Origin of the sequence: Echinimonas agarilytica (assembly GCF_023703465.1) — a bacterium.
Lineage (GTDB): Bacteria > Pseudomonadota > Gammaproteobacteria > Enterobacterales > Neiellaceae > Echinimonas > Echinimonas agarilytica.
Map to the genome: position 1 here is coordinate 139,446 of NZ_JAMQGP010000004.1, position 21,468 is coordinate 160,913.

Below are 21,468 nucleotides of genomic sequence, written 5' to 3' on the forward strand. Positions count from 1 at the left end.
AGTAGCCTATTTTAAATGAGCACTAGAAATAGCTCTCGCTAAAAATTTGTGACTACTATACACCTCGTTTAAATCTCATATAGCGGCTGAGATTCAACTATTTTATTAGCAACAAACTACTTTTCCGAAAAACATATTATTTCAATAATAAAAAATTGCAATTACTCCCACTCAATCGTGGCGGGTGGTTTGCCTGAAATATCATAAACTACGCGTGAGATTCCGTCGATTTCGTTGATGATTCGGTTCGATACTTTCCCTAGGAAATCGTAAGGTAAGTGCGCCCAAATGGCAGTCATGAAGTCGATGGTTTCAACCGCACGTAAAGATACCACCCAGTCATATTTGCGTCCGTCGCCCATCACGCCCACTGAGCGTACGGGTAGGAATACAGTGAACGCTTGACTGACCTTGTGGTAAAGCTCTGCGGCATGGAGCTCTTCAATGAAGATCGCATCGGCGCGGCGCAGTAAGTCACAGTATTCCTTTTTCACTTCACCTAACACACGCACGCCTAAGCCTGGCCCTGGGAATGGATGGCGGTAGAGCATGTTGTATGGCAGGCCTAATTCTAGGCCAATCTTGCGTACTTCGTCTTTGAACAACTCACGCAGCGGCTCGACTAAGCCCATTTCCATATCATCGGGCAAGCCACCTACATTGTGGTGAGATTTAATGACATGCGCTTTACCTGTTTTAGATGCAGCGGATTCAATCACATCTGGATAGATAGTGCCTTGCGCCAGCCATTTCACGTCTTTTACTTTTTTGGCCTCTTCATCAAACACATCGATAAAGACATGACCAATAATCTTACGCTTGGCTTCGGGGTCGGCTTCGCCCGCTAAGGCGTCTAAGAAACGATCTTCGGCTTTCACATGAACAATGTTCAGGCCAAAATGGTCTCCAAACATTTCCATGACTTGCTCACCTTCGTTGAGGCGTAATAGGCCGTTATCAACGAATACGCACGTTAAACGGTCGCCAATGGCGCGGTGTAAGAGCATGGCTACAACAGAGCTATCGACTCCACCGGACAACCCCAGAATGACGTTGTTGTCGCCCACTTGCTCGCGGATTTTTACAATTGCATTTTCAATGATAGACGCTGATGTCCATAACTTGTCACATTGGCAAATATTCAACACAAAGTGCTCTAAAATCCGCATGCCTTGACGTGTATGTGTCACTTCTGGATGAAATTGCACACCGTAGAAATTGCGCGCTTCATCGGCCATGGCCGCAAAGGGGCAAGACGGCGTTTGAGCAACCGTGGTAAAACCTTCTGGAATCGATGCAACTTTGTCGCCGTGACTCATCCAAACGTCAAGTAAGGCATTGCCGTTATCATTTACTTGATCTTCAATGGCATCGAGCAATGCGCTTTTAGCCACTAATTCAACCTGTGCGTAACCGAATTCTCGATGCTCAGAGCCTTGCACTGAACCACCGAGTTGATGCGCCATGGTTTGCATGCCGTAACAAATACCAAACACGGGAACACCGGCGTTAAATACATATTCAGGCGCACGTGGCGAACCATTCTCGGTAACGCTTTCTGGACCACCGGAAAGAATAATGCCCTGCGGATTAAATTCGCGAATGTCTTCTTCGGTGACATCCCACGCCCAAAGTTCACAATAAACGCCTAATTCACGAATACGTCGTGCGATTAATTGGGTGTACTGGGAGCCAAAATCTAAAATTAGGATTTTATGGTCGTGGATGTCTCTGCTCATAGTGCGAAAATTCTCTTAGTATTTTAAAAACAAAAACGAGGACGAACCCGTCGTCCCCGTGACTTGTTAATGCGTTGGATTAACCTAAACGGTAATTCGGTGCTTCTTTGGTAATGGTCACATCGTGAACATGTGATTCGCCCATGCCTGCACTCGAAATTTTCACAAATTCCGCTTTGGTTCGAAGCGCGTCAATGGTGCCACAACCGGTCAAGCCCATGCATGAGCGTAAGCCGCCCATTTGCTGATGAATAATACCTGTTAGTGTGCCTTTGTAAGGAATACGCCCTTCAATGCCTTCTGGAACTAATTTGTCAGCCGCGTTATCGGTCTGGAAGTAGCGGTCAGATGAACCTTTAGACATTGCGCCTAATGAACCCATGCCACGATAGCTTTTGAACGCTCGGCCTTGATAGAGCTCAATTTCACCGGGTGCTTCATCCGTACCAGCAAACATAGAGCCCACCATCACACAGGCAGCGCCCGCAGCAATAGCTTTAGCAATATCACCGGAGAAACGAATACCACCGTCGGCAATCACTGGAATACCGCGCCCTTCCAATGCTGCAACAGCATCAGATACCGCGGTAATTTGGGGTACACCCACACCTGTGACGATACGAGTGGTACAAATTGAGCCTGGGCCGATGCCCACTTTTACGGCGTCACAGCCTGCGTCGGCTAGCGCAATTGCGCCTTTACCTGTTGCAACGTTACCGCCAATAATTTGAACATGCGGGAATGCATCTTTGGTGGCGCGAATACGGTCTAATACGCCTTGCGAATGGCCGTGGCTTGAGTCTACCAGCAACACATCAACACCCGCTTCAACCAATGCAGCAACACGTTCTTCGTTGCCCTCACCGGCACCAACGGCGGCTCCTACAAGTAAGCGCCCTGATTCATCTTTACATGCGTTTGGCTTACGTTCGGCTTTTTTAAAGTCTTTTACGGTGATCATGCCGCGCAACTTAAAGTCTTCGCTGACTACCAAAATTTTCTCGATGCGGTGTTCGTGCATGAGATGCTGCACGTCTTCACGCTTGGTGCTTTCTAGCACGGTCACGAGCTTTTCTTTGGGTGTCATGATGTCTTGAACGGTTTTGTTTAAATCGCGCTCAAAACGAACATCACGGCTAGTTACAATACCCACAAGGTCATTGCCAGCGTTGACAACAGGAAAGCCTGAAAAGCCATGTTCTTGTTGCAAAGCAATAAGCTCACCCAGTGGCAAATGAGGGCCAACGGTGACAGGAGAATCAACCATACCACTTTCGTATTTTTTAACTTTACGAACTTGGTCTGCCTGCGTTTCAATAGGCATGTTTTTGTGAATAAATCCGATTCCGCCTTCCTGGGCTAATGCGATCGCTAAACGCGCTTCGGTTACCGTATCCATGGCAGCAGAAAGCATTGGAATATTTAATTCAATGGTCTTAGTAAGACGGGTACGAAGGCACGCTGTATTAGGCAGCACTTCGGAGTGGGCTGGGACTAGCAGGACGTCGTCAAACGTCAATGCATCTTTAGCAATTCTTAGCATGGCGCAACTCTTAAACCTAAACAAATGACGGTAAATTGGTTGCGGCCGTATTCTACCGACAAGCCCCGTCTTAAACAAATAAAATTTGACTCATATCACTTCAAATTTCACGAATCTGCGTTAACGCCTGTCAACCTTGCGTCACACATAGTCCAAGATAGTCGATGTCTCCTAAAATATGGCCATTTCTGTCATAAGCTTCATTTTAAACTCAAGACTGATTCTCAGTGTAGCTGCCGAGTGCGGCTCGCCCGACAATTCGTGGAGTTTTTTAACATGCGACAACGAGCAATAATGACCGCGCTAGCCATGACGGCTAGTCTTGCTTTCACTCAGGGCTGTAGTTCCATCGCAGGCAGCGCGAACACCAGTGAGCAAGTGTCAAAGTCCAAACCCAACGTGCTTTGGATTTACATGGAAGATATCGATCCGGTTTTTTCTCCATACAATGACAAATTTAATTCTGCCGATGACACACCAACCATCCAAATGTTAGCCGACCAAGGTGTTACATTTAGTTCAGCCTTTAGCCCAGCCCCTGTGTGTTCTCCTGCACGTTCTGCGGTGATCACAGGCACTATGCCCACCACATTGGGCGTTCATAACCACCACTCATCGCGCACCATTGAAGATGCTATTTTTCTGCCTGATCACGTCAAAACAATCCCTGAGTTAATGCAAACAGCCGGTTACGCCACGTTCAATCACGGTAAGGACGACTACAACTTTATCTACAATCGCGATGAACTGTACGAAGACGACTTGATGATTGATTTTTGGTATACCTTTGCCGGCCAAGGCGACTGGTTGAGCATTGCCAAACAAGACAAGCCATTCTTTGGCCAAATCCAAACCACGGGTGGAAAGTGGTCCATCGATAGCCTTTATCCAAAAATTAAAAATCAAGTTAAAACCATCGACCGAGACAGCATCGATATTCCGCCCTATTACCCTGATATTCCCTCAATTCGTGAAAAAATGGCGCGCCAATATGATGCAGCGCGCTACACAGATCATGAAGTGAAGGAAATTTTGGCGCAGCTCAAAGACAATGGGCTACTGAACAATACCTATGTATTTTTCTTCTCCGACCATGGTTTCAATACCGAACGCCACAAACAATTTGTATATGACGGCGGCATTCATGTGCCATTGATCGTGGCGTATTTTGGCGAAGACGGCGAACTGACTCAAGGTTCTACCCGTGACGATTTAGTGAACCTTATTGACTTGGGCCCTACCACATTGGCATTGGCCGGTTTACCAACGCCAAACTATATGGAAGGGAAAGACGTGTTCGCCAATGATTTCAGCCGCGACCAAGTCATTGCCACGCGTGACCGTTGTGATTTTACCATCGACCGCATTCGTGCCGTTCGTACCGAGCAGTTCAAGTACATTAAAAACTACTTCCCTGAACGTTCGATGATGCAAGATTCCTATCGCGATCGTCGCCAAACATTTAAAGACATTAAACGTCTTTATGCCGAAGGCAAACTCAACTCAGCACAGTCTGTTTTGCCCGCTCCAACCAAGGCACCTGAAGAGTTGTATGATGTGGTGAAAGACCCTTATGAGATCAACAACCTCGCGTCTGATCCTGCTTATGCGGCCACCCTCGCCGATATGCAAACACGTTTATCTACGTGGCAAGCGCAAACAGGAGATAAAGGCTCTGAACCACAAAACCCTGAGTCGTTACGTTTTATGATCGACCGCTGGGGTGAGCGCTGTGTGAACCCTGAATATGATTTCGTGCGCAAGCATCGTCGTCATAACCAACCTCAAAAATCGCTCAAATAGACCGCAGCAAATCACCATAGGGACCTTCGGGTCCCTTTTTTATGCCCTGCTTTGTGAGAAGTGATGGAAACAGTTGGAATTTTTGTAGGTTGAGGCACAATAAAGCTGTTTATTGCAATTCATTGAAGCTGCCTCATGATCAATTCAGACTCAATCTATAGTGTTTCCCAGCTCAACCGCCGTGTGAACTCAATTCTCAGTCACGATCTAGGCGCGGTTTGGATTGAAGCAGAAATAGGCCAACTCACCAAAGCCGCTTCAGGGCACTGGTACCTCACCTTAAAAGATCCAAGCGCCCAAGTTCGCTGCGCCATGTTTAAAGGCCGCAACCGTATGATGTCTTGGAGCCCTAAGGTAGGCGATGCAGTATTGGTTAAAGCTCAGGTTGGCTTGTATGAACCTCGCGGCGAGTACCAGCTGGTGATCGACGCCATGCAGCCCGCAGGTCTGGGTAAACTGCAACAAGCATTCGAGCAACTTAAACGTGAGTTGGCAGCACGCGGTTGGTTTGCTCATGACACCAAACAACCTTTGCCTGAACGGATTGAAACCGTTGGATTAGTGACTTCATCCACTGGCGCTGCAATTCATGACATCATCAGTGTGATGGAACGACGCGATCCGAATGTCTCTCTGGTCATTTACCCAACGCCTGTGCAAGGCGATGCCGCTAGTGAGCAAATCGCCACTCAAATACGCATGGCGAATCAGCGTCGCGAAGTGGACGTCATTATCGTGGGGCGCGGTGGTGGCTCGCTGGAAGATCTTTGGTGTTTTAATACAGAAATAGTTGCGCAGAGTATTATGAACAGCGAAATTCCTGTGATTAGTGCTGTTGGCCATGAGGTGGATGTGAGTATTTCTGATTGGGTTGCTGACGTGCGTGCGCCCACGCCATCTGCCGCCGCAGAGCTGGTCACACAGGAAGCATCGCAGCGCTTGCAACGACTCGCTCATATCACCCAAAAGATGACACATTGCTGGCAACATCAACGTCAATCGCAATGGCTTAAGTTAGAGCGATTACAGCAGCAATTAATGCAGCACCATCCATCAAGACGCTTACAACAGCAAATGCAGTTGGCCGATGAAATGACACACCGTTTGCATGGTTCGCTGAACCAGTATTTGTCGCGCTCGCAGCGCCATTTTCATCAATTGCAACAACGACTCTCGCAACAAAGTCCGGCCTTGAGAGTCGCTCATGAGCAAGCGAGCGCACATGAACTCAGCGCCCGATTAGTGAGCGGCATGCAACAACTGTTGGCTGACAAACAAAATCAGCACGGTTTAGGCGTTGCTAAGCTGGATATTGTCAGTCCGTTAGCCACATTAAGCCGCGGCTACAGTATTACGCGCACACCAAAAGATGACGTCATTCGTTCTGTGGCGCATATTGAGCAAGGGCAACCCTTGGTAACACTGGTTGAGGATGGGGAAGTGCATTCAACGGTCACGTCCGTCAAAGCTAAATAATAGTGTTGGTCTGCGTTTATTCAAACGCCCAATAAAAAGCCATATCCTAGGATATGGCTTTGATGAGCTCTAATCGTTAACTAACATCAGTGAGTTGCACCCGCAATTTGGTGGCCCAATTCTAGATAACGATACTTCACTACTGACTTTGATTTTAATTCATTGCAATGATTACAAAAGTAATCCACTGCTCCGCATGCTTTTAAAAGGCTAAGCGGATCACCGCAAGTATTACACACGGCTTGTGCTTCGTAGCTTGAACTGCATTCTTCACAACGATGCTCTTGTGCATCACTTACTAGATAGCCCTGACACTTAGGGCACTTTGGTCGTAGAGTCATAGTTCACCTCGAGTAGTGGCTTATTATTAAAATTATTTTCTACTCTTGATATAACTCATTAAACGTTTACGTTTCCTGACTTGGCTCAATGTTAGGCTGTTTTTCCGATCTTTAAATGGGTTATCACCCTCTTTAAAATCTAAGCGTATTGGGCTACCCATAATCTTTAAAGAACGACGGAAATAATTCGTCAAATAGCGTTTGTAAGAGCCCGGCAACGAATTGACCATAGTTCCGTGCACCACCAATAATGGTGGGTTGTAACCGCCCGCATGCGCGTAGCGCAGTTTACTTCGGCGTCCGCGTACCATAGGTGGGTTATGATCTTCAGTTGCGCCTCGCAAAATACGCGTGAGTTTAGATGTGGATACGCGCGTTGTTGCCGACACATATGCTTCTTTCACCGACTCGAACAAATGACCTACGCCCGAACCATGCAAAGCTGAAATAAAGTGAACACGCGCAAAGTCAACAAAGCCAAGGCGTCGGTCGAGCTCATCTTTAATGCGCTGACGCTCATCATTCGACAAGCCATCCCATTTGTTGACCACAACCACTAAAGAGCGGCCGGCATTGAGTACAAAGCCCAACAAGCTTAGATCTTGGTCACTGACCCCCAAGTGAGCATCAAGCACCAACAACACAACGTTGGAATCTTCGATGGCCTGCAACGTTTTAATTACTGAGAATTTCTCAATCGACTCATTCACTTTACTACGGCGGCGAATACCAGCGGTATCAATCAAAATATAATCTTGGTCGTCACGTTCCATCGGGATATACACCGAGTCTCGCGTTGTGCCAGGCATGTCGTACACCACCACCCGATCTTCACCCAAAATACGGTTAGTGAGCGTTGACTTTCCTACGTTGGGGCGGCCAACAATGGCGAGTTTAATTGGCACATCATCAAACGGCACTTTGTCGTCGTCATCCAATTCACCGGCTTCAATCGCTTCGAGCGTTTGTTCGTCGAATTCATCAATGTCATCAAACTCGCTCACATCACCAAAATCATGAGATTCATCGGCGAGGCTATCCGCCAGCTGATCTAAATCTGGCTCACTGTCGAGCGTTTCCGCTAAGCTTTCGATGGTCTGTTCAAGCAATTGGTTAATGCCGCGCCCTTGGGCTGCGGCAACACCGTGCATATTCTTCATGCCAAGCTTGTAAAAGTCAGCCATAACTTGCTGCTCGTCTACGCCATCAACCTTATTCACCAACAGTACAGTTTGCTTTTCTTGGCGACGTAAGCTTCCTGCAATCTCTTGATCTGTTGCCGTTAGGCCGTCACGAGCGTCAACCATGAAGAACACCAAATCAGCTTCCACAACGGCTTGCATCGACTGTTCAACCATCAGCGCATCAATGCCTTCTTCGTCGCCATAGATACCGGCAGTATCAATGACGATGAATTCAGATTCGCCAAAACGTGCGTGACCATATTGGCGGTCACGAGTGAGCCCCGGAAAATCTGCAACTAAGGCATCACGCGTGCGAGTGAGGCGGTTAAATAACGTTGATTTACCAACATTTGGACGCCCAACTAGCGCAATAACAGGAACCATTAAAATCTTACTCCAACGAAAACCCCGACCTTAGGCCGGGGCTTTACAAAAACTTGAGACATTCATTATTCAGCTTTAGGGCGTTTCAATTGCGTAAACATCTCCATCACGCGATTGCACATAAATAACGCCTTCGTCTACCACAGCTTCAGAATACAAACCGTCTGAGTCTACTTCCATACGTGACACGAACTCGCCCGTACTATCATCTAACCAATGCAGATAACCTTCCATATCACCCACTACAACATACCCTTTAACAACAGAGGGGGTTGTGATCTGGCGATTTTCAAGGTTTAAGTTAACCCAGGATTCTGAACCGTCGTTGCGATTAATTGAGTACACATAGCTGCTACTGTTACTCAAATAAATGTCGAAACCGTCAATGGCCATACCTTGATACGACGAGTATGGACGTTTCCATTTTTCGCGGCCCGTACGCAGTTCAACAGACACTAAGTCACCATTATAGGCTACTGCGTAAGCTGCATCACCTGAGATGATCACATCGGCGTCTACATCCACCATGCGTTCCAAGTCATTGGTACCGCTCGGCTGAGTCACCTGCTCTTCCCAAATTTGGAATCCACGGTCTAAGAACAGTGCATTGAGCTTGCCATCCGGAGTGCCCATGAATACACCACCTTGGGAGATGGCAGGAGTTCCAGAGCCGCGCAGCGTCAATGGCTGCACCGCGTTTTCAAAAACCCATTTCTCTTCACCAGTTTCAGCGTCGAGCCCGTAAACTTTGCCCGAAAGCGTGTTTACCACAACCATGCCGTCTGACACGGCAGGTGGCGCGAGAACTTCGCCTCCCACCACAGCCTTCCAGCGCTGTTCGCCGGTATCAGCGTTTAAGCTATAAACGAATCCGCGCTCTGTGCCAATAAACAGCTGTTGATAAGCTACCGTGATTGCGCCTGAGACCATTGCAGAATGGCGTCCGCCAAACCAACGTTCGTCATCGGGTTCACCCAAATGAGTTTCCCAAACGGCTTTCCCGTTGTCTTTCTTCAGCGCTTTAACAACACCATCACGGCTTGCTGCAAAGACTTTGTCGTAAGCAACCGCAGGACGTAAACGAGAGGCATGATCGCCAACCCCGCTTCCTACTGACGTTGACCAAAGCTCTTTGGCTTCAAATTGTTTTTCAAATTCAACCAATTCAGCAACGATGATTTGTTCTTCATCATCATCTTCAAACAATGAGCAGCCGGCCAATGCCAAACTTCCCAAACCTGCAATCAATAGCGGACGAAACCAAGCTTTCACGCTGATACTCCTTAGCAGCTTTATTCGGTGACAGGCAGAATCACTGCTTCAGTCGGTTCTGCTAAATCATCCAAACGAATTTGAATGTCAGCCGCATTGCTCAACGACGGACTCATTAAGGCTTCTTGATAAGCCGTGCGTGCCGCAGCCGTATCGCCTTTAAGCACTAGCGCATCGCCTAGCAAGGCTTTCACTTCGCCCGAGACTGTTTCAGGCCACTGGCTTTGTAAATCGGTAATGGCAGCGTCAAGCTGACCGCGCTCGATGTTCACACGCGCCAAGCGAATGCGTGCAACCGTTTTAATGGATTCAGAGACCGTTGCGCTTTTCACAACGGCATCCAACATGCCTGCGGCCTTGTCGTATTCACCCGCTTCGATCTCAGTCTTCGCCAGTTTTAATTCTGCAATCACAGCATATGAGCTGTCTTTGTATTCGCTGACAAACGTTTCAAGCTGAGCGGTGTCGCCCGCTTGAGCAAATGCAGCGGCGGCTTCTGCTGCATCTTGTACTTGCGTGTCTTGGTAATAGCGAAATCCGTAGATACCGCCTAAGCCAATCACGACACCCGCCAGAATTTGGCCGCCGTAGGTACGCCAGAAGCTCTTAATCGCTTCTACTTGTTGTTCTTCGGTTTGGTAAAGTTCCACAACCTGCTCCAATTATTCCATGATCGCAGCTAAACGTTCAGCAAGGTCAGTTACTTGAACTGTTTCTTGCTGCGCATCGCTACGTAAATGTTTCAAACTAACTTCACCGTTGGCAAGTTCCTGTTCGCCTACGATTAAAGCAATACTCGCTCCGAATTTATCGGCGCGCTTAAATTGTTTCTTGAAATTACCGCCCCCTAAATGATGCATCACTCGAAGAGTTGGCATCTGAGCGCGTAAATTCTCTGCGATCTGCAGACTGGCAGACAAGCAGCTGTCGTTGCCGGCCATGCAGTATACATCTACTGCAGCAGGGAGGTGATCAAGCTTTCCGAGAGTGTCTAACAGAAGAATTAATCGTTCAATCCCCATGGCAAAGCCAACTGCGGGTGTCGACTTACCGCCCAGTTGTTCAACCAAGCCATCATATCGACCACCAGCACAAACGGTACCTTGAGCACCCAGTGCATCGGTGACCCATTCAAACACGGTTTTATTGTAATAATCCAGCCCTCGCACCAGACGATTGTTCAATTCGTAACGAATGCCCAAATCATCTAACAATTCACACAGCCTTTGCATGTGTTGCTTGCTGTCTTCGTCGAGGTAGTCTTCAAGCTGAGGCGCATCAACTAGCACGGCTTGCGTGGTTGGGCTTTTGCTATCGAGCACGCGCAACGGATTAGAATGCAAACGTCGTTTGCTGTCTTCATCCAATTCAGCTTCGTGCTGCAATAAAAATTCGACGAGCTTGTCTTTGTACTCTGCACGAGCTTCATTTGAACCCAATGAATTCAATTGCAAAGTGACTTGGTCAGACATACCAAAGTGCTGCCATAACCGCGCAGTCATTAAAATCACTTCGGCATCGGCGTCAGCACCTGACAAGCCATACACTTCGACACCAAACTGATGGAATTGACGATAGCGGCCTTTTTGCGGGCGTTCATGGCGAAACATAGGACCGATATACCAAAGGCGTTGCTCTTGGTTATAAAGTAATCCACCTTGGTTGCCTGCCCGCACGACACAGGCGGTGCCTTCTGGGCGAAGAGTGAGGTTGTCACCATTGCGGTCAGCAAAGGTATACATTTCTTTTTCAACGATGTCGGTCACTTCGCCAATTGAGCGTTTAAACAGCTCAGTGCTTTCGAGGATAGGCGTTCTGATTTCAGAATATCCATATCCAGCCACAACTTGTCGAAGGTTATTTTCTACAAATTGCCATGCCGGAGACTGATCAGGAAGACAGTCGTTCATACCACGGACGGCTTGAATTTGTTTAGCCACAGTTTTGCATTACCTGAGAAAAATGAATTTAAGAGCCGGCATTATAAGGAAGGATGACGACAACACAAAGAGGATTACCCGAAAGCAATCCTCTTGTAACGGTGATTATTTGACGTCTGTGACATCAATACGTTGTTCTTCGTCGATTCGGTTTAATTTTGCACGAATACGCGATTCCAACTGATCGACAAGGTGGTCATTGTCAAAACGTTCTTTTTGGCGTTCACCATCTTCATAAAAGCCACTGCGCTTGTGACCACCGGCAAGACCGATGTCAGACACCATCGCTTCGCCTGGGCCGTTCACAACACAACCAATGACCGATACATCCATTGGCGTCACAACATCTTCAAGACGTTGTTCTAATTCGTTGACGGTGCCGATGACATCAAACTCTTGGCGAGAACACGACGGACACGCAATAAAGTTAATGCCTCGCGAGCGAATACGAAGTGATTTTAAAATATCAAAACCAACTTTAACTTCTTCCACAGGTGGCGCAGCAAGCGACACTCGCAATGTATCGCCAATGCCTTCGGACAGTAACATGCCCAGTCCAATTGCAGATTTCACAGAACCCGCGCGAGCACCACCGGCTTCGGTGATCCCTAAATGCAACGGTTGATCAATTCGTTTGGCCAGTAAGCGATAAGCGCCCACCGCTAAAAATACATCAGAGGCTTTTACACTGACTTTGAATTGGTCGTAATTAAGCTTGTCGAGGTAATCGACATGACGCATGGCCGATTCAACCAAGGCTTCAGCCGTTGGTTCACCATACTTTTCTTGAATATCTTTTTCTAACGAGCCGCCATTTACACCAATTCGAATGGGGATATTGCGTTCGCGAGCAGCATCAACAACAGATCGCACGCGGTCTTCGCGGCCAATGTTGCCGGGGTTAATCCGCAAACAATCCACTCCGTACTCAGCTACTTTAAGAGCAATTCGGTAGTCGAAGTGAATGTCAGCCACCAAAGGAACGTCCACTTGCTGTTTAATCAGCTTAAACGCTTCGGCTGCATCCATTGTGGGTACAGATACGCGAACAATATCAGCGCCTGCATTTTGAATGTCGCGAATTTGCGCCACGGTGGCATCAACATCGGTGGTCAATGTATTGGTCATGGATTGCACTGCAATTGGAGCTCCGTCCCCAATGGGCACGTTTCCAACCATTATTCGAGTCGAGGCGCGGCGCTTAATTGGATTCTCAATCATGATTCTACTCTGTTTCAGGAATCGTAAGACGCAATGGTCGACCAGCGTCTTCTACAACAAACGAATATGGTTTGCCTTGATATTCTACCGTGACTGCGTCTGGAGCGCCAAAAATTGCATTAAATGGTGGCACACCAGCAAATTCTATATCGCGAGCGGGAGTCTTTACGCCTTCGGCGACAACACGCCCGTTGGCATCTTCGACTTTAATCCAGCAATCTTTGGCAAATGCTAAACGAATAATAACATTGCCCTGTTGCGTATCGTTAGGTTGACTATTAGCTTGAGCTGTCTGATTTTCTGCCGGCGCTGAAAGCTCACCGACTTCACTCTCATTGGCTTCAATGATTTCTGCTTCAGCTTGTGCCGGTGGCGCAAATTGTTCTGCTTGAGAACTTTCAGCCTCAGACTCATCCGTGACCGGTTCAAGTTCAGCAGCAGGCATCTGCTCTAACGCTGTTTGGCTAACAGGTTCAATTTCAGGCTCAGGCTGTGCCAAAGTCGAATTCTTAGGCTGAGATGGCTGATTCAACGCTTCAGATACTTCTGTGGCTTGAGGCATGGTTTGCAGGCGCAGCGCTTGATCTTGATTTTTTTGCCACCACCAAAGCACCACAAACCCGATTAAGACTAAGACGATGAGGTAGGTCAACCACATCACTCGGCTGTCAGAGCGTTCATTGCTTGTACGGCGACTAAAGCTTTGCATATTGGACGATGCGCTCTTGGCATCGCCGTACTCTTCGAAGGCCGTCATGATCTCGGATTCAGGCAACCCCACATCACGGGCATAAGCACGTAAATAGCCGCGCACAAAAGTCGCTGACGGCAGGCTTTGATAATCATCAGCATCTATGGCTTCAATCACAGCGGGACGCAGATTTAAACGTTCTGCAATTTCCGTTGCTGTTTTACCAGCCGCTTCTCGAGCGGCGGCTAATCGTGTACCTGGGCCTGATTTCACTTCAGGTTCAGCCTGTACAGTTTCATCCTTCATCATGCTTTACCTTGTGTGCTGCCGATTCATGTTCGGCAAGCAACGCTTCATAAGCGTTTGGATATCGAGATTTGAGCAGAAGCTCATAACGTTTTTGTTCATCAATGTCATGCTTAGCCACCGCCAGTTTGTATCCAACCACGGCACTATCAACATCAATCGAGTTATTCTTTAAATACTGCTTAAAGTAAAAATCAGCCGATTCTAATTCTTTAAGTTGCAGGTTGGCGTCTGCCATTCCCATTAACGAACGTGGCCGAGCCGCGTTATAGCTCAAGGCTTTTGAAAAGTACTTTTTTGCCTGCGCCACATCAGTATTGCTCAGCAAACATAAGCCTGCATTTTCATAGGCATCTGCCACTCGAATGTAGCTAGGCTCTTTCACGGCGGCTAAAAACATGCCGACCGCCTCATCAATTCGATTATTCTGACACAAGAACACACCATAGTTATTCATGGTGGAGCCGTCATGAGGGCCGTATTGAAGTGCGTCTTTATAGGCGGCTTCTGCGAGTTCAGGTTCACTCACGCGCTGGTAATAGTAAGCAAGTGCATAATGCACTTCACCTAAATAAGGCGCATATTCGCGGGCACGTTCCAAATTATATTTGGCCTGCGCCGTATTGCCATTTTGCAAGTAGCGCAATCCCAACGCCACGCGATTGCGCGCAGCATCATCGGGTTGAGTTTGATTTTCAACCACAGGTTTGTTGCTGCCTGCAACGCGCGTTTCTGTCACACATGCTGTAAGCAGCGACAAACTGAGCAGAAGAATAGAAAGAGTGAGCTTCAAAATAGCGTCTAATATACGGTTAATTAAACCATTTTGACCGAAATGTCGTCGCCTTGCATCCGTTTTTTTAGAGTTCGCTTGGTACGGTCGACAACATCGCCTGCAAGCTGTCCACAGGCCGCATCAATATCGTCACCCCGCGTTTTGCGAACAATCACGGTAAGCCCATAGTCCATCAGTACTTTTGAGAACCGATCGATACGTGAGTTACTCGAGCGCCCATACGGTGCGCCGGGGAATGGGTTCCACGGAATCAAGTTAATCTTGCACGGCGTATTCTTCATCACCTGGGCTAGCTCATGAGCTTGATCTGTGCTGTCGTTGACATGGTCGAGCATCACGTATTCAACCGTGACCTTGCCCTGATTTGCATTGGACTGACTGACATAATTGCGAACTGACGCGAGGAACGTTTCGATGTTGTACTTTTTATTAACAGGCACAATTTCATCTCTGAGAGCGTCGTTTGGCGCGTGCAATGAAATTGCTAACGCAACATCGATTTCACCCGCCAGCTTATCTAATGCTGGAACAACGCCGGATGTACTTAAGGTCACACGACGCTTAGATAAGCCGTAACCAAAGTCTTCCATCATCAGTTCCATTGCTGGCACTACATTTTTGACGTTCAATAATGGCTCGCCCATGCCCATCATGACCACATTGGTGATAGGACGCTCACCGGCGATGGCTGCCGGGCCAATGACTTTTGCCGCGCGCCACACTTGGCCGATAATCTCAGACACCGATAAATTGCGGTTAAAGCCCTGCTGAGCCGTTGAGCAAAAGGTACACTCTAGCGCACAGCCTACTTGCGACGACACGCACAAGGTCGCGCGCCCTTCCTCTGGAATATACACAGTTTCAACTTCTTGGCCACCACTCACCGTCAAAGACCATTTGATGGTGCCATCAGAACTGCGCTGCTCAGTTGCAATTTCAGGCGCTTTAATCTCACAACGCGCCGCGAGTTTCTCTCTGAGCGCCTTGTTGATGTTCGTCATCAGCGAAAAGTCATCATAGCCATAATGGTAAATCCACTTCATGACTTGGTCAGCGCGAAATGGTTTCTCACCGATTTCTGCAAAAAATTCTCGCATCGCATTGCGATCAAGATTTAATAAATTGATTTTCTCTGACACGTTGATGACCTCTATACGCTACACCGCCCCGAAAATCGGGGGCGCAGGATTGTACAAATTATAACACTGCATTGCCAGTTAATTGCGGATTAGCAGACAGTTTGAGGAGGGATTGGCACTTAAATCGACGTTTGAACGCCTGAAACAACAAAGCCCACCGATTATCGATGGGCTTTATAAATAAACAGTCATTTTTTCTTTGTTTTTGATTAAGCTCTTTTGCGACGCCAAATTAGACCCGCAAGCACTAAACCGAATAATACACTGGTACTTGGCTCGGGTACTTCGGTAAAACGAACATTATCGATACCGGCTGAACCACCGAATTGAATTTGCACGCGGTAAACATTGCCATACTGAGTCAAATCAATTGGACTAATACGGTTGACAGAATTGTCACCATATTGAGCATTATTAATGCCGTCATTGACGAAAGATCCAAATCCAATTTTGGCAACTTCGACACCGTTTTCATCGTAAAATGCTGCAAGGTAACCGCTGTCTTGTCCATATTCTTGAGGACCTTCGACGTCGAGCAAATCAAACCCGAAATCACTAATGGCCGTATCAAATTCAAAATCAATCGAACCGGCAGGGCGATCACCTTCATCATCAGGCTTAGTACATACACCCGTATCACAGCCTTCGTTATTTTCTTGAACAATTAAGACGCGTCCAAGGTAGAGAGAATCGACGTCATCGATGTTCGAATTGCCCCAGTTTGGGCCTTCGAGGTCTGGATCGTAACTGTTGTTTTTACCTTCCGAAGGGTTAATACCAGGAACAGTATCGTAAACAACCGCATAATCTCTGACTAATGGATTAATGTTGTTGGCTGTGATTGTCACACCACGGTATTGCTCATGAATCACGGTGCCATGGCTGTAATCGTTAAAATCTATCAACCCCGCAATAGAAGGAGCAGACATGAAAAGTAGCGCAACGCTGGCGGCTTTAACGAGATTAGAAAACTTCAACAACATAAATAATTCCATCAATTTAATACTTTTCAAGCATACATAACAAAGCAAAAACCAAGCCAAAATTAAAATTTATTTATTTTCAAACACTTAAAATGAATTCAAATCAAAACCAATCATGTCATGTAAATTTTTCTGACAAATACTCATACAAACTCGCAATCATTCAATGTTTAAATTTGAATCCATTAACGTCATGTTTTAATTAAAATTAATAACTCAGCGCTACGCAACTCATAAAAAAGCCGTGCAATGCACGGCTTTATAGAAATGACCAAAGTATTGTTTTTATCGAGTTCGAGCGCAAATTTCATCGTCAGAGAAGAAATATGCAATTTCACGCGCAGCAGATTCAACCGCATCTGAACCGTGAACAGCATTTTCGCTCACTTCAGTTGCATAATCCGCACGTAATGTACCGCGAGCAGCATCAGCTGGATTTGTAGCGCCCATAATTTCACGGTTTGCTAACACTGCATTTTCGCCTTCAAGTGCTTGAACCATCACTGGGCCAGACGTCATGAAAGCGACCAAATCGGCAAAGAACGGACGCTCTTTGTGCTCTGCGTAAAAACCTTCCGCTTGCTCTTGAGACATGTGAATCATTTTAGAAGCAATGATAGTCAAGCCAGCAGACTCAAAACGATTGTAAATTGCGCCAATAAGGTTCTTGGCAACAGCATCGGGTTTGATGATTGAAAAAGTGCGTTGAATAGCCATGCGACAGCTCTCCCTAGTCTTATAAATTATAGTTGTACGCGTGAATGCGTATCGAATCAGGCGCGAATTATACCCATCTTCAGCGAAAAATCGACATACCGCGGCAAACTATCTTGTCGCATTTTCGTTACAATACCGATACAAATAAAAAAGCCATTGATAGACATAAAAAAACGACCCTAAGGTCGTTCAATGTTTAATCCGCTTCGTCAATCCAGTTTTGCTGGATGGCTTCGAGAATTCGTTCGCCGCATCGGTCGGTATCATCGTCAAATTCATCTAACTCAACAACCCACTGCATCAGGTCGGTAAAACGAACCGATGTAGGGTCAACATCCGGATGAGCATCAATCAACGCCAATGCGATTTCAAGTGAGTCCGTCCATTTTAATGACATCTGTACGTCCTTAGTGTTGTTCTGAAACCATGTTCAATGTGTACTTAGGGATCTCGACCACTAAATCTTCATCGGCCACAACAGCTTGACAGCCCAAACGTGAATCAGGTTCAAGCCCCCATGCTTTATCCAGCATGTCGTCTTCTAGTTCATCACTTTCTTCTAATGAATCGAAACCTTCGCGCACAACAACATGGCACGTTGTACATGCACATGACTTTTCACACGCATGCTCAATGTCGATTCGGTTACGAAGAGCTACATCAAGAATAGTGTCTCCCTCTTTAGCTTCAAGTACGGCTCCGTCTGGGCACAATTCTTCGTGCGGAAGAAATACAACCTTTGGCATGTTAAACCTCATCTACCTTATGTCCGGCTAACGCTTGTCGAATCGACTGATCCATACGTCGTGCGGCAAAATCTTCTGATAAGTGATTCACAGCGTCAATCGCTTTTTCAATCAACTTGGGTGAATCCCCTTGAGCTGCAAACGCAAGTTCTGACATTGCTCCTTGCAGTCGTTCTAATTCATCGGCGCTGAGTAACTGCTCACCATCTGCAACAATTGCAGCTTCGAGCGCTTCAATGACTCGCGCAGATTCTACACGTTGCTCGGCTAGCATGCGCGCAGCAATATCGTCTTGGGCATGTGTGATGGAAGATGAAATCATATGCGTGATTTCAGACTCACTCAATCCGTACGAGGGTTTCACATCAATTGATGCGCTAACACCTGTTGATTTTTCCATGGCCGACACACTCAGCAAGCCGTCGGCATCCACTTGGAAAGTCACGCGAATGTGAGCAGCTCCTGCTGCAAGTGCAGGCATGTCGGTAAGATTAAAGCGGGCCAGTGAACGACAGTCGTCCACTAATTCACGTTCGCCTTGGAGCACGTGGATCATCATGGCCGTTTGGCCATCTTTAAACGTGGTAAATTCTTGTGCTTTGGCAACAGGAATAGTGCTGTTGCGCGGGATTACTTTCTCAACCAACCCACCCATTGTTTCTAACCCGAGAGACAATGGAATGACATCAAGCAACAACATTTCGTCGCCCGATTTATTGCCCACCAACACATCTGCCTGAATGGCCGCGCCCAGCGCGACTACTTTGTCAGGATCGATTGAGGTCAGTGGTTTTTTACCAAAAAAAGCTTCTACATCATCACGTACTTTCGGCACGCGAGTTGAGCCGCCCACCATAACCACTTGCATGATGTCATCAATTGAGATGTCAGCATCACGCAGAGCACGTTTACTCGCGCGAATGGTTTTGCGCACTAAGCCATCAATTAATTCATTAAATTGTGCTCGACTCACTTCAATCGCAATGGTTTTACCGGCAATTGAAAACTCAACAACAGTCGTTGCCGAATCGCTTAAACGTTCTTTGGCATATTTTGCAACGTTGGTTAGCTGGCGCAATTCAGAGCCAGTTAATGTTGATTCTGCTATTCCGGCAGTATTGAGCAATGCTAAAGCCAATAACTGATCGAAGTCATCACCACCGAGGGCTGAATCACCTCCGGTTGCAAGCACCTCAAACACGCCTTTTTGCAAGCGCAGGATAGACACATCAAATGTGCCCCCGCCTAAATCGAATACTGCGATCGTGCCTTCGTCTCCGGAGTCGAGTCCGTATGCAACGGCAGCTGCAGTCGGTTCATTGAGTAAGCGCAAGACATTCAAGCCTGCTAACTCTGCGGCATCTTTGGTAGCTTGGCGTTGGGCGTCATCAAAATACGCAGGAACCGTGATCACGGCTCCCATCAGATCACCGCTCAGCGATGTTTCAGCGCAGTTTTTTAAGGTCGATAATATCTGTGAAGACACTTCAATTGCATTGACCCGCCCTTGTGGCGTATCAAATGCAACCAAGCCATTTTCAGTCGCTTCAAATTTGTATGGGAATGTTTGCTGGCGCGCCTGAACGTCTGCCAAAGAACGGCCCATAAAGCGTTTTACCGACACGATAGTATCGGCCGGATAGGATTCTGCCAGCGCTTCGGCTGCGCGGCCCACCACAATATTGTCTTTTTGATAGCTGACAACGGATGGAACGATAGACTCACCCTGCGCGTTGACCAGCGTCTCTGGCATACCGCTACGAACGGTTGCAACTAGCGAGTGAGTTGTTCCAAGATCAATGCCTACAGCAAGCTTGGATTCGTGAGGTGCTGCGCTCTGTCCGGGCTCAGCAATCTGCAACAATGCCATGTTGGATAACCTGATTATGGGGTTAGTCTGTCAGTCGTCTAGGGCTTCTTCAGCCTGAGCAATTTCATTGCTGAGCTTCACCATAAAGGCGAGCTTACGAACTTGATTAGTCCAATGCTCTGGCGAACGTTGATGTTCCCCCGCATCGAACGCGACAGCGATTTGGTTCATTTGTATTTTTCGAGCGGCAGTTATGGTATCAGAAAAATCTTCTAGACCATCTAGGTCTTTCGCATGGCGTAAATCTTCGAGCGTCTCTCGCCATTCCATTTGCTGCATCAAAAACTCGGTATCGCGCATGGTCGTTTGCTCACCGCGCAATTCAACACCAATTAACTGCAACATGTACTGAGCTCGGGGCAACTCGGCCTTAAGCGTTTGGAATGCATCGTTAATTTGCGCTGATTTTTGAACTGCGATACGTTGAGCTTGCTCACCTTCACCTGCAAATCGGTCGGGGTGAGCATTTTTTTGAAGTTCACGATAGGTATGATTCAGAGCTGCCATGTCGATCGTAAAAGCGACTGGCAACCCGAATAGTTCAAAATGATTTTGCATGGGCGTGTGATTTGCTTATACGGTGAAGCTTTCGCCACACCCGCATTCGTCCTTCACGTTGGGATTTCTGAATTGAAAACCTTCGTTCAGGCCTTCTTTTACAAAATCGAGCTCAGTGCCGTCTAAATACACAGCACTTTTACCATCGATAATAACTTTCAAATCATGGCTCTCAAACACTTGATCGCCATCTTGCAGTTCATCAACAAATTCGAGCACATACGCTAAGCCACTACAGCCAGTGGTACGAACACCAAGGCGCAAGCCGATGCCCTTACCACGGTTTACCATGAACGTACGAACCCGTTCAGCGGCCGCGTCTGTCATTGTTACTGCCATGCTGATACCTCGCGTCGGCGATTAAGCCGGGTTCTTACTTTTGTAATCGTCAATTGCTGCTTTAATTGCATCTTCGGCCAGAATCGAACAGTGAATCTTCACTGGTGGCAATGCTAATTCTTCAGCAATCGCTGTATTTTTAATAGAAGCAGCTTCGTCTAAAGTTTTCCCTTTAACCCACTCTGTCACCAAAGAGGATGAAGCAATCGCGCTGCCGCAACCATAAGTTTTAAATTTAGCATCTTCAATCACGCCATCGCTGTCGATTTTGAGTTGAAGCTTCATTACGTCACCACACGCTGGTGCACCCACCATGCCGGTTGCCACTTGTGGATCTGCTTTGTCAAATGAACCCACGTTACGTGGATTTTCATAATGGTCGATGACTTTTTCGCTGTACGCCATGTCTAACTCCTGAAT

At 47.2% G+C, this 21,468-nt stretch carries 21 protein-coding genes; 2 read left to right on the forward strand and 19 right to left on the reverse strand.

Annotated elements, in window-relative coordinates; genetic code table 11:
- Positions 1-161 precede the first annotated feature (161 nt).
- Together guaA and guaB are read right to left on the reverse strand one after the other, a co-directional pair.
- Positions 162-1,739: a glutamine-hydrolyzing GMP synthase gene (gene guaA, locus NAF29_RS10675; protein WP_251261552.1), complete on the reverse strand. Its 1,578-nt coding sequence runs from the start codon at positions 1,737-1,739 to the stop codon at positions 162-164.
- Positions 1,740-1,818: 79 nt separating this feature from the next.
- Complete coding sequence (guaB, locus tag NAF29_RS10680) at positions 1,819-3,282, reverse strand: IMP dehydrogenase (protein ID WP_251261553.1); 1,464 nt, start codon at positions 3,280-3,282, stop codon at positions 1,819-1,821.
- A 276-nt stretch (positions 3,283-3,558) separates the two neighbouring features.
- Between guaB and NAF29_RS10685 the strand changes: the two genes are divergently transcribed.
- Positions 3,559-5,085 (forward strand): sulfatase family protein, encoded by a 1,527-nt coding sequence (locus NAF29_RS10685; protein WP_251261554.1) that lies wholly within the window; start codon positions 3,559-3,561, stop codon positions 5,083-5,085.
- Between the two features lie 135 nt (positions 5,086-5,220).
- The gene (xseA, locus tag NAF29_RS10690; RefSeq protein WP_251261555.1) at positions 5,221-6,561 is read left to right on the forward strand and encodes an exodeoxyribonuclease VII large subunit; all 1,341 of its coding nucleotides are present in this window, start codon (positions 5,221-5,223) and stop codon (positions 6,559-6,561) included.
- Positions 6,562-6,647: 86 nt separating this feature from the next.
- Here the strand turns inward: xseA and NAF29_RS10695 are convergent, their stop codons facing one another.
- From NAF29_RS10695 to iscU, 17 genes are all read right to left on the reverse strand, one after another.
- Positions 6,648-6,902: a zinc ribbon domain-containing protein gene (locus NAF29_RS10695; RefSeq protein ID WP_251261556.1), complete on the reverse strand. Its 255-nt coding sequence runs from the start codon at positions 6,900-6,902 to the stop codon at positions 6,648-6,650.
- 32 nt (positions 6,903-6,934) lie between these two features.
- Complete coding sequence (gene der, locus NAF29_RS10700; RefSeq protein ID WP_251261557.1) at positions 6,935-8,470, reverse strand: ribosome biogenesis GTPase Der; 1,536 nt, start codon at positions 8,468-8,470, stop codon at positions 6,935-6,937.
- 75 nt (positions 8,471-8,545) lie between these two features.
- Entirely contained in the window at positions 8,546-9,742 is a 1,197-nt protein-coding gene (bamB, locus tag NAF29_RS10705) for an outer membrane protein assembly factor BamB (RefSeq protein ID WP_251261558.1), read from the reverse strand.
- A gap of 20 nt (positions 9,743-9,762) precedes the next feature.
- Complete coding sequence (locus NAF29_RS10710; protein WP_251261559.1) at positions 9,763-10,392, reverse strand: YfgM family protein; 630 nt, start codon at positions 10,390-10,392, stop codon at positions 9,763-9,765.
- Positions 10,393-10,404: 12 nt separating this feature from the next.
- Positions 10,405-11,682, reverse strand: a complete 1,278-nt coding sequence (gene hisS / locus NAF29_RS10715) for a histidine--tRNA ligase (RefSeq protein ID WP_251261560.1) — start codon at positions 11,680-11,682, stop codon at positions 10,405-10,407.
- Between the two features lie 105 nt (positions 11,683-11,787).
- Positions 11,788-12,903, reverse strand: a complete 1,116-nt coding sequence (ispG, locus tag NAF29_RS10720; RefSeq protein ID WP_285817723.1) for a flavodoxin-dependent (E)-4-hydroxy-3-methylbut-2-enyl-diphosphate synthase — start codon at positions 12,901-12,903, stop codon at positions 11,788-11,790.
- Positions 12,904-12,907: 4 nt separating this feature from the next.
- Positions 12,908-13,903: a RodZ domain-containing protein gene (locus NAF29_RS10725; RefSeq protein WP_251261561.1), complete on the reverse strand. Its 996-nt coding sequence runs from the start codon at positions 13,901-13,903 to the stop codon at positions 12,908-12,910.
- Positions 13,890-14,693: a type IV pilus biogenesis/stability protein PilW gene (gene pilW, locus NAF29_RS10730; RefSeq protein ID WP_251261562.1), complete on the reverse strand. Its 804-nt coding sequence runs from the start codon at positions 14,691-14,693 to the stop codon at positions 13,890-13,892. The genes NAF29_RS10725 and pilW overlap by 14 nt, the downstream gene beginning before the upstream one ends.
- Positions 14,694-14,716: 23 nt before the next feature.
- Positions 14,717-15,835, reverse strand: coding sequence for a dual-specificity RNA methyltransferase RlmN (gene rlmN / locus NAF29_RS10735; protein ID WP_349665571.1), 1,119 nt, complete (start codon positions 15,833-15,835; stop codon positions 14,717-14,719).
- 209 nt (positions 15,836-16,044) lie between these two features.
- Positions 16,045-16,818: a PEP-CTERM sorting domain-containing protein gene (locus NAF29_RS10740; RefSeq protein WP_251261563.1), complete on the reverse strand. Its 774-nt coding sequence runs from the start codon at positions 16,816-16,818 to the stop codon at positions 16,045-16,047.
- A 285-nt stretch (positions 16,819-17,103) separates the two neighbouring features.
- Complete coding sequence (gene ndk / locus NAF29_RS10745; RefSeq protein WP_251261564.1) at positions 17,104-17,535, reverse strand: nucleoside-diphosphate kinase; 432 nt, start codon at positions 17,533-17,535, stop codon at positions 17,104-17,106.
- A gap of 196 nt (positions 17,536-17,731) precedes the next feature.
- Positions 17,732-17,932 carry a Fe-S cluster assembly protein IscX gene (gene iscX, locus NAF29_RS10750; RefSeq protein WP_251261565.1) on the reverse strand — a complete coding sequence of 67 codons (201 nt, stop codon included), beginning with the start codon at positions 17,930-17,932 and terminating at the stop codon, positions 17,732-17,734.
- Positions 17,933-17,942: 10 nt separating this feature from the next.
- Positions 17,943-18,281, reverse strand: a complete 339-nt coding sequence (fdx, locus tag NAF29_RS10755; protein ID WP_251261566.1) for an ISC system 2Fe-2S type ferredoxin — start codon at positions 18,279-18,281, stop codon at positions 17,943-17,945.
- Position 18,282: 1 nt separating this feature from the next.
- The gene (gene hscA / locus NAF29_RS10760; RefSeq protein WP_251261567.1) at positions 18,283-20,151 is read right to left on the reverse strand and encodes a Fe-S protein assembly chaperone HscA; all 1,869 of its coding nucleotides are present in this window, start codon (positions 20,149-20,151) and stop codon (positions 18,283-18,285) included.
- A 30-nt stretch (positions 20,152-20,181) separates the two neighbouring features.
- On the reverse strand, positions 20,182-20,709 hold the full coding sequence (gene hscB / locus NAF29_RS10765; RefSeq protein ID WP_251261568.1) for a co-chaperone HscB: 528 nt from the start codon (positions 20,707-20,709) through the stop codon (positions 20,182-20,184).
- 15 nt (positions 20,710-20,724) lie between these two features.
- The gene (iscA, locus tag NAF29_RS10770; protein ID WP_251261569.1) at positions 20,725-21,048 is read right to left on the reverse strand and encodes an iron-sulfur cluster assembly protein IscA; all 324 of its coding nucleotides are present in this window, start codon (positions 21,046-21,048) and stop codon (positions 20,725-20,727) included.
- A gap of 21 nt (positions 21,049-21,069) precedes the next feature.
- The gene (iscU, locus tag NAF29_RS10775) at positions 21,070-21,453 is read right to left on the reverse strand and encodes a Fe-S cluster assembly scaffold IscU (RefSeq protein WP_251261570.1); all 384 of its coding nucleotides are present in this window, start codon (positions 21,451-21,453) and stop codon (positions 21,070-21,072) included.
- Between the last annotated feature and the right edge of the window lie 15 nt (positions 21,454-21,468).

Excerpts from the sequence above, each read along its gene's own strand:
- guaA (WP_251261552.1), bottom strand. The coding sequence starts at position 1,739 with ATGAGCAGAGACATCCACGACCATAAAATCCTAATTTTAGATTTTGGC.
- guaB (WP_251261553.1), bottom strand. The coding sequence starts at position 3,282 with ATGCTAAGAATTGCTAAAGATGCATTGACGTTTGACGACGTCCTGCTA.
- NAF29_RS10685 (WP_251261554.1), top strand. The coding sequence starts at position 3,559 with ATGCGACAACGAGCAATAATGACCGCGCTAGCCATGACGGCTAGTCTT.
- xseA (WP_251261555.1), top strand. The coding sequence starts at position 5,221 with ATGATCAATTCAGACTCAATCTATAGTGTTTCCCAGCTCAACCGCCGT.
- NAF29_RS10695 (WP_251261556.1), bottom strand. The coding sequence starts at position 6,902 with ATGACTCTACGACCAAAGTGCCCTAAGTGTCAGGGCTATCTAGTAAGT.
- der (WP_251261557.1), bottom strand. The coding sequence starts at position 8,470 with ATGGTTCCTGTTATTGCGCTAGTTGGGCGTCCAAATGTTGGTAAATCA.
- ispG (WP_285817723.1), bottom strand. The coding sequence starts at position 12,903 with ATGATTGAGAATCCAATTAAGCGCCGCGCCTCGACTCGAATAATGGTT.
- NAF29_RS10725 (WP_251261561.1), bottom strand. The coding sequence starts at position 13,903 with ATGATGAAGGATGAAACTGTACAGGCTGAACCTGAAGTGAAATCAGGC.
- NAF29_RS10740 (WP_251261563.1), bottom strand. The coding sequence starts at position 16,818 with ATGTTGTTGAAGTTTTCTAATCTCGTTAAAGCCGCCAGCGTTGCGCTA.
- ndk (WP_251261564.1), bottom strand. The coding sequence starts at position 17,535 with ATGGCTATTCAACGCACTTTTTCAATCATCAAACCCGATGCTGTTGCC.
- iscX (WP_251261565.1), bottom strand. The coding sequence starts at position 17,932 with ATGTCATTAAAATGGACGGACTCACTTGAAATCGCATTGGCGTTGATT.
- fdx (WP_251261566.1), bottom strand. The coding sequence starts at position 18,281 with ATGCCAAAGGTTGTATTTCTTCCGCACGAAGAATTGTGCCCAGACGGA.
- hscA (WP_251261567.1), bottom strand. The coding sequence starts at position 20,151 with ATGGCATTGTTGCAGATTGCTGAGCCCGGACAGAGCGCAGCACCTCAC.
- hscB (WP_251261568.1), bottom strand. The coding sequence starts at position 20,709 with ATGCAAAATCATTTTGAACTATTCGGGTTGCCAGTCGCTTTTACGATC.
- iscA (WP_251261569.1), bottom strand. The coding sequence starts at position 21,048 with ATGGCAGTAACAATGACAGACGCGGCCGCTGAACGGGTTCGTACGTTC.
- iscU (WP_251261570.1), bottom strand. The coding sequence starts at position 21,453 with ATGGCGTACAGCGAAAAAGTCATCGACCATTATGAAAATCCACGTAAC.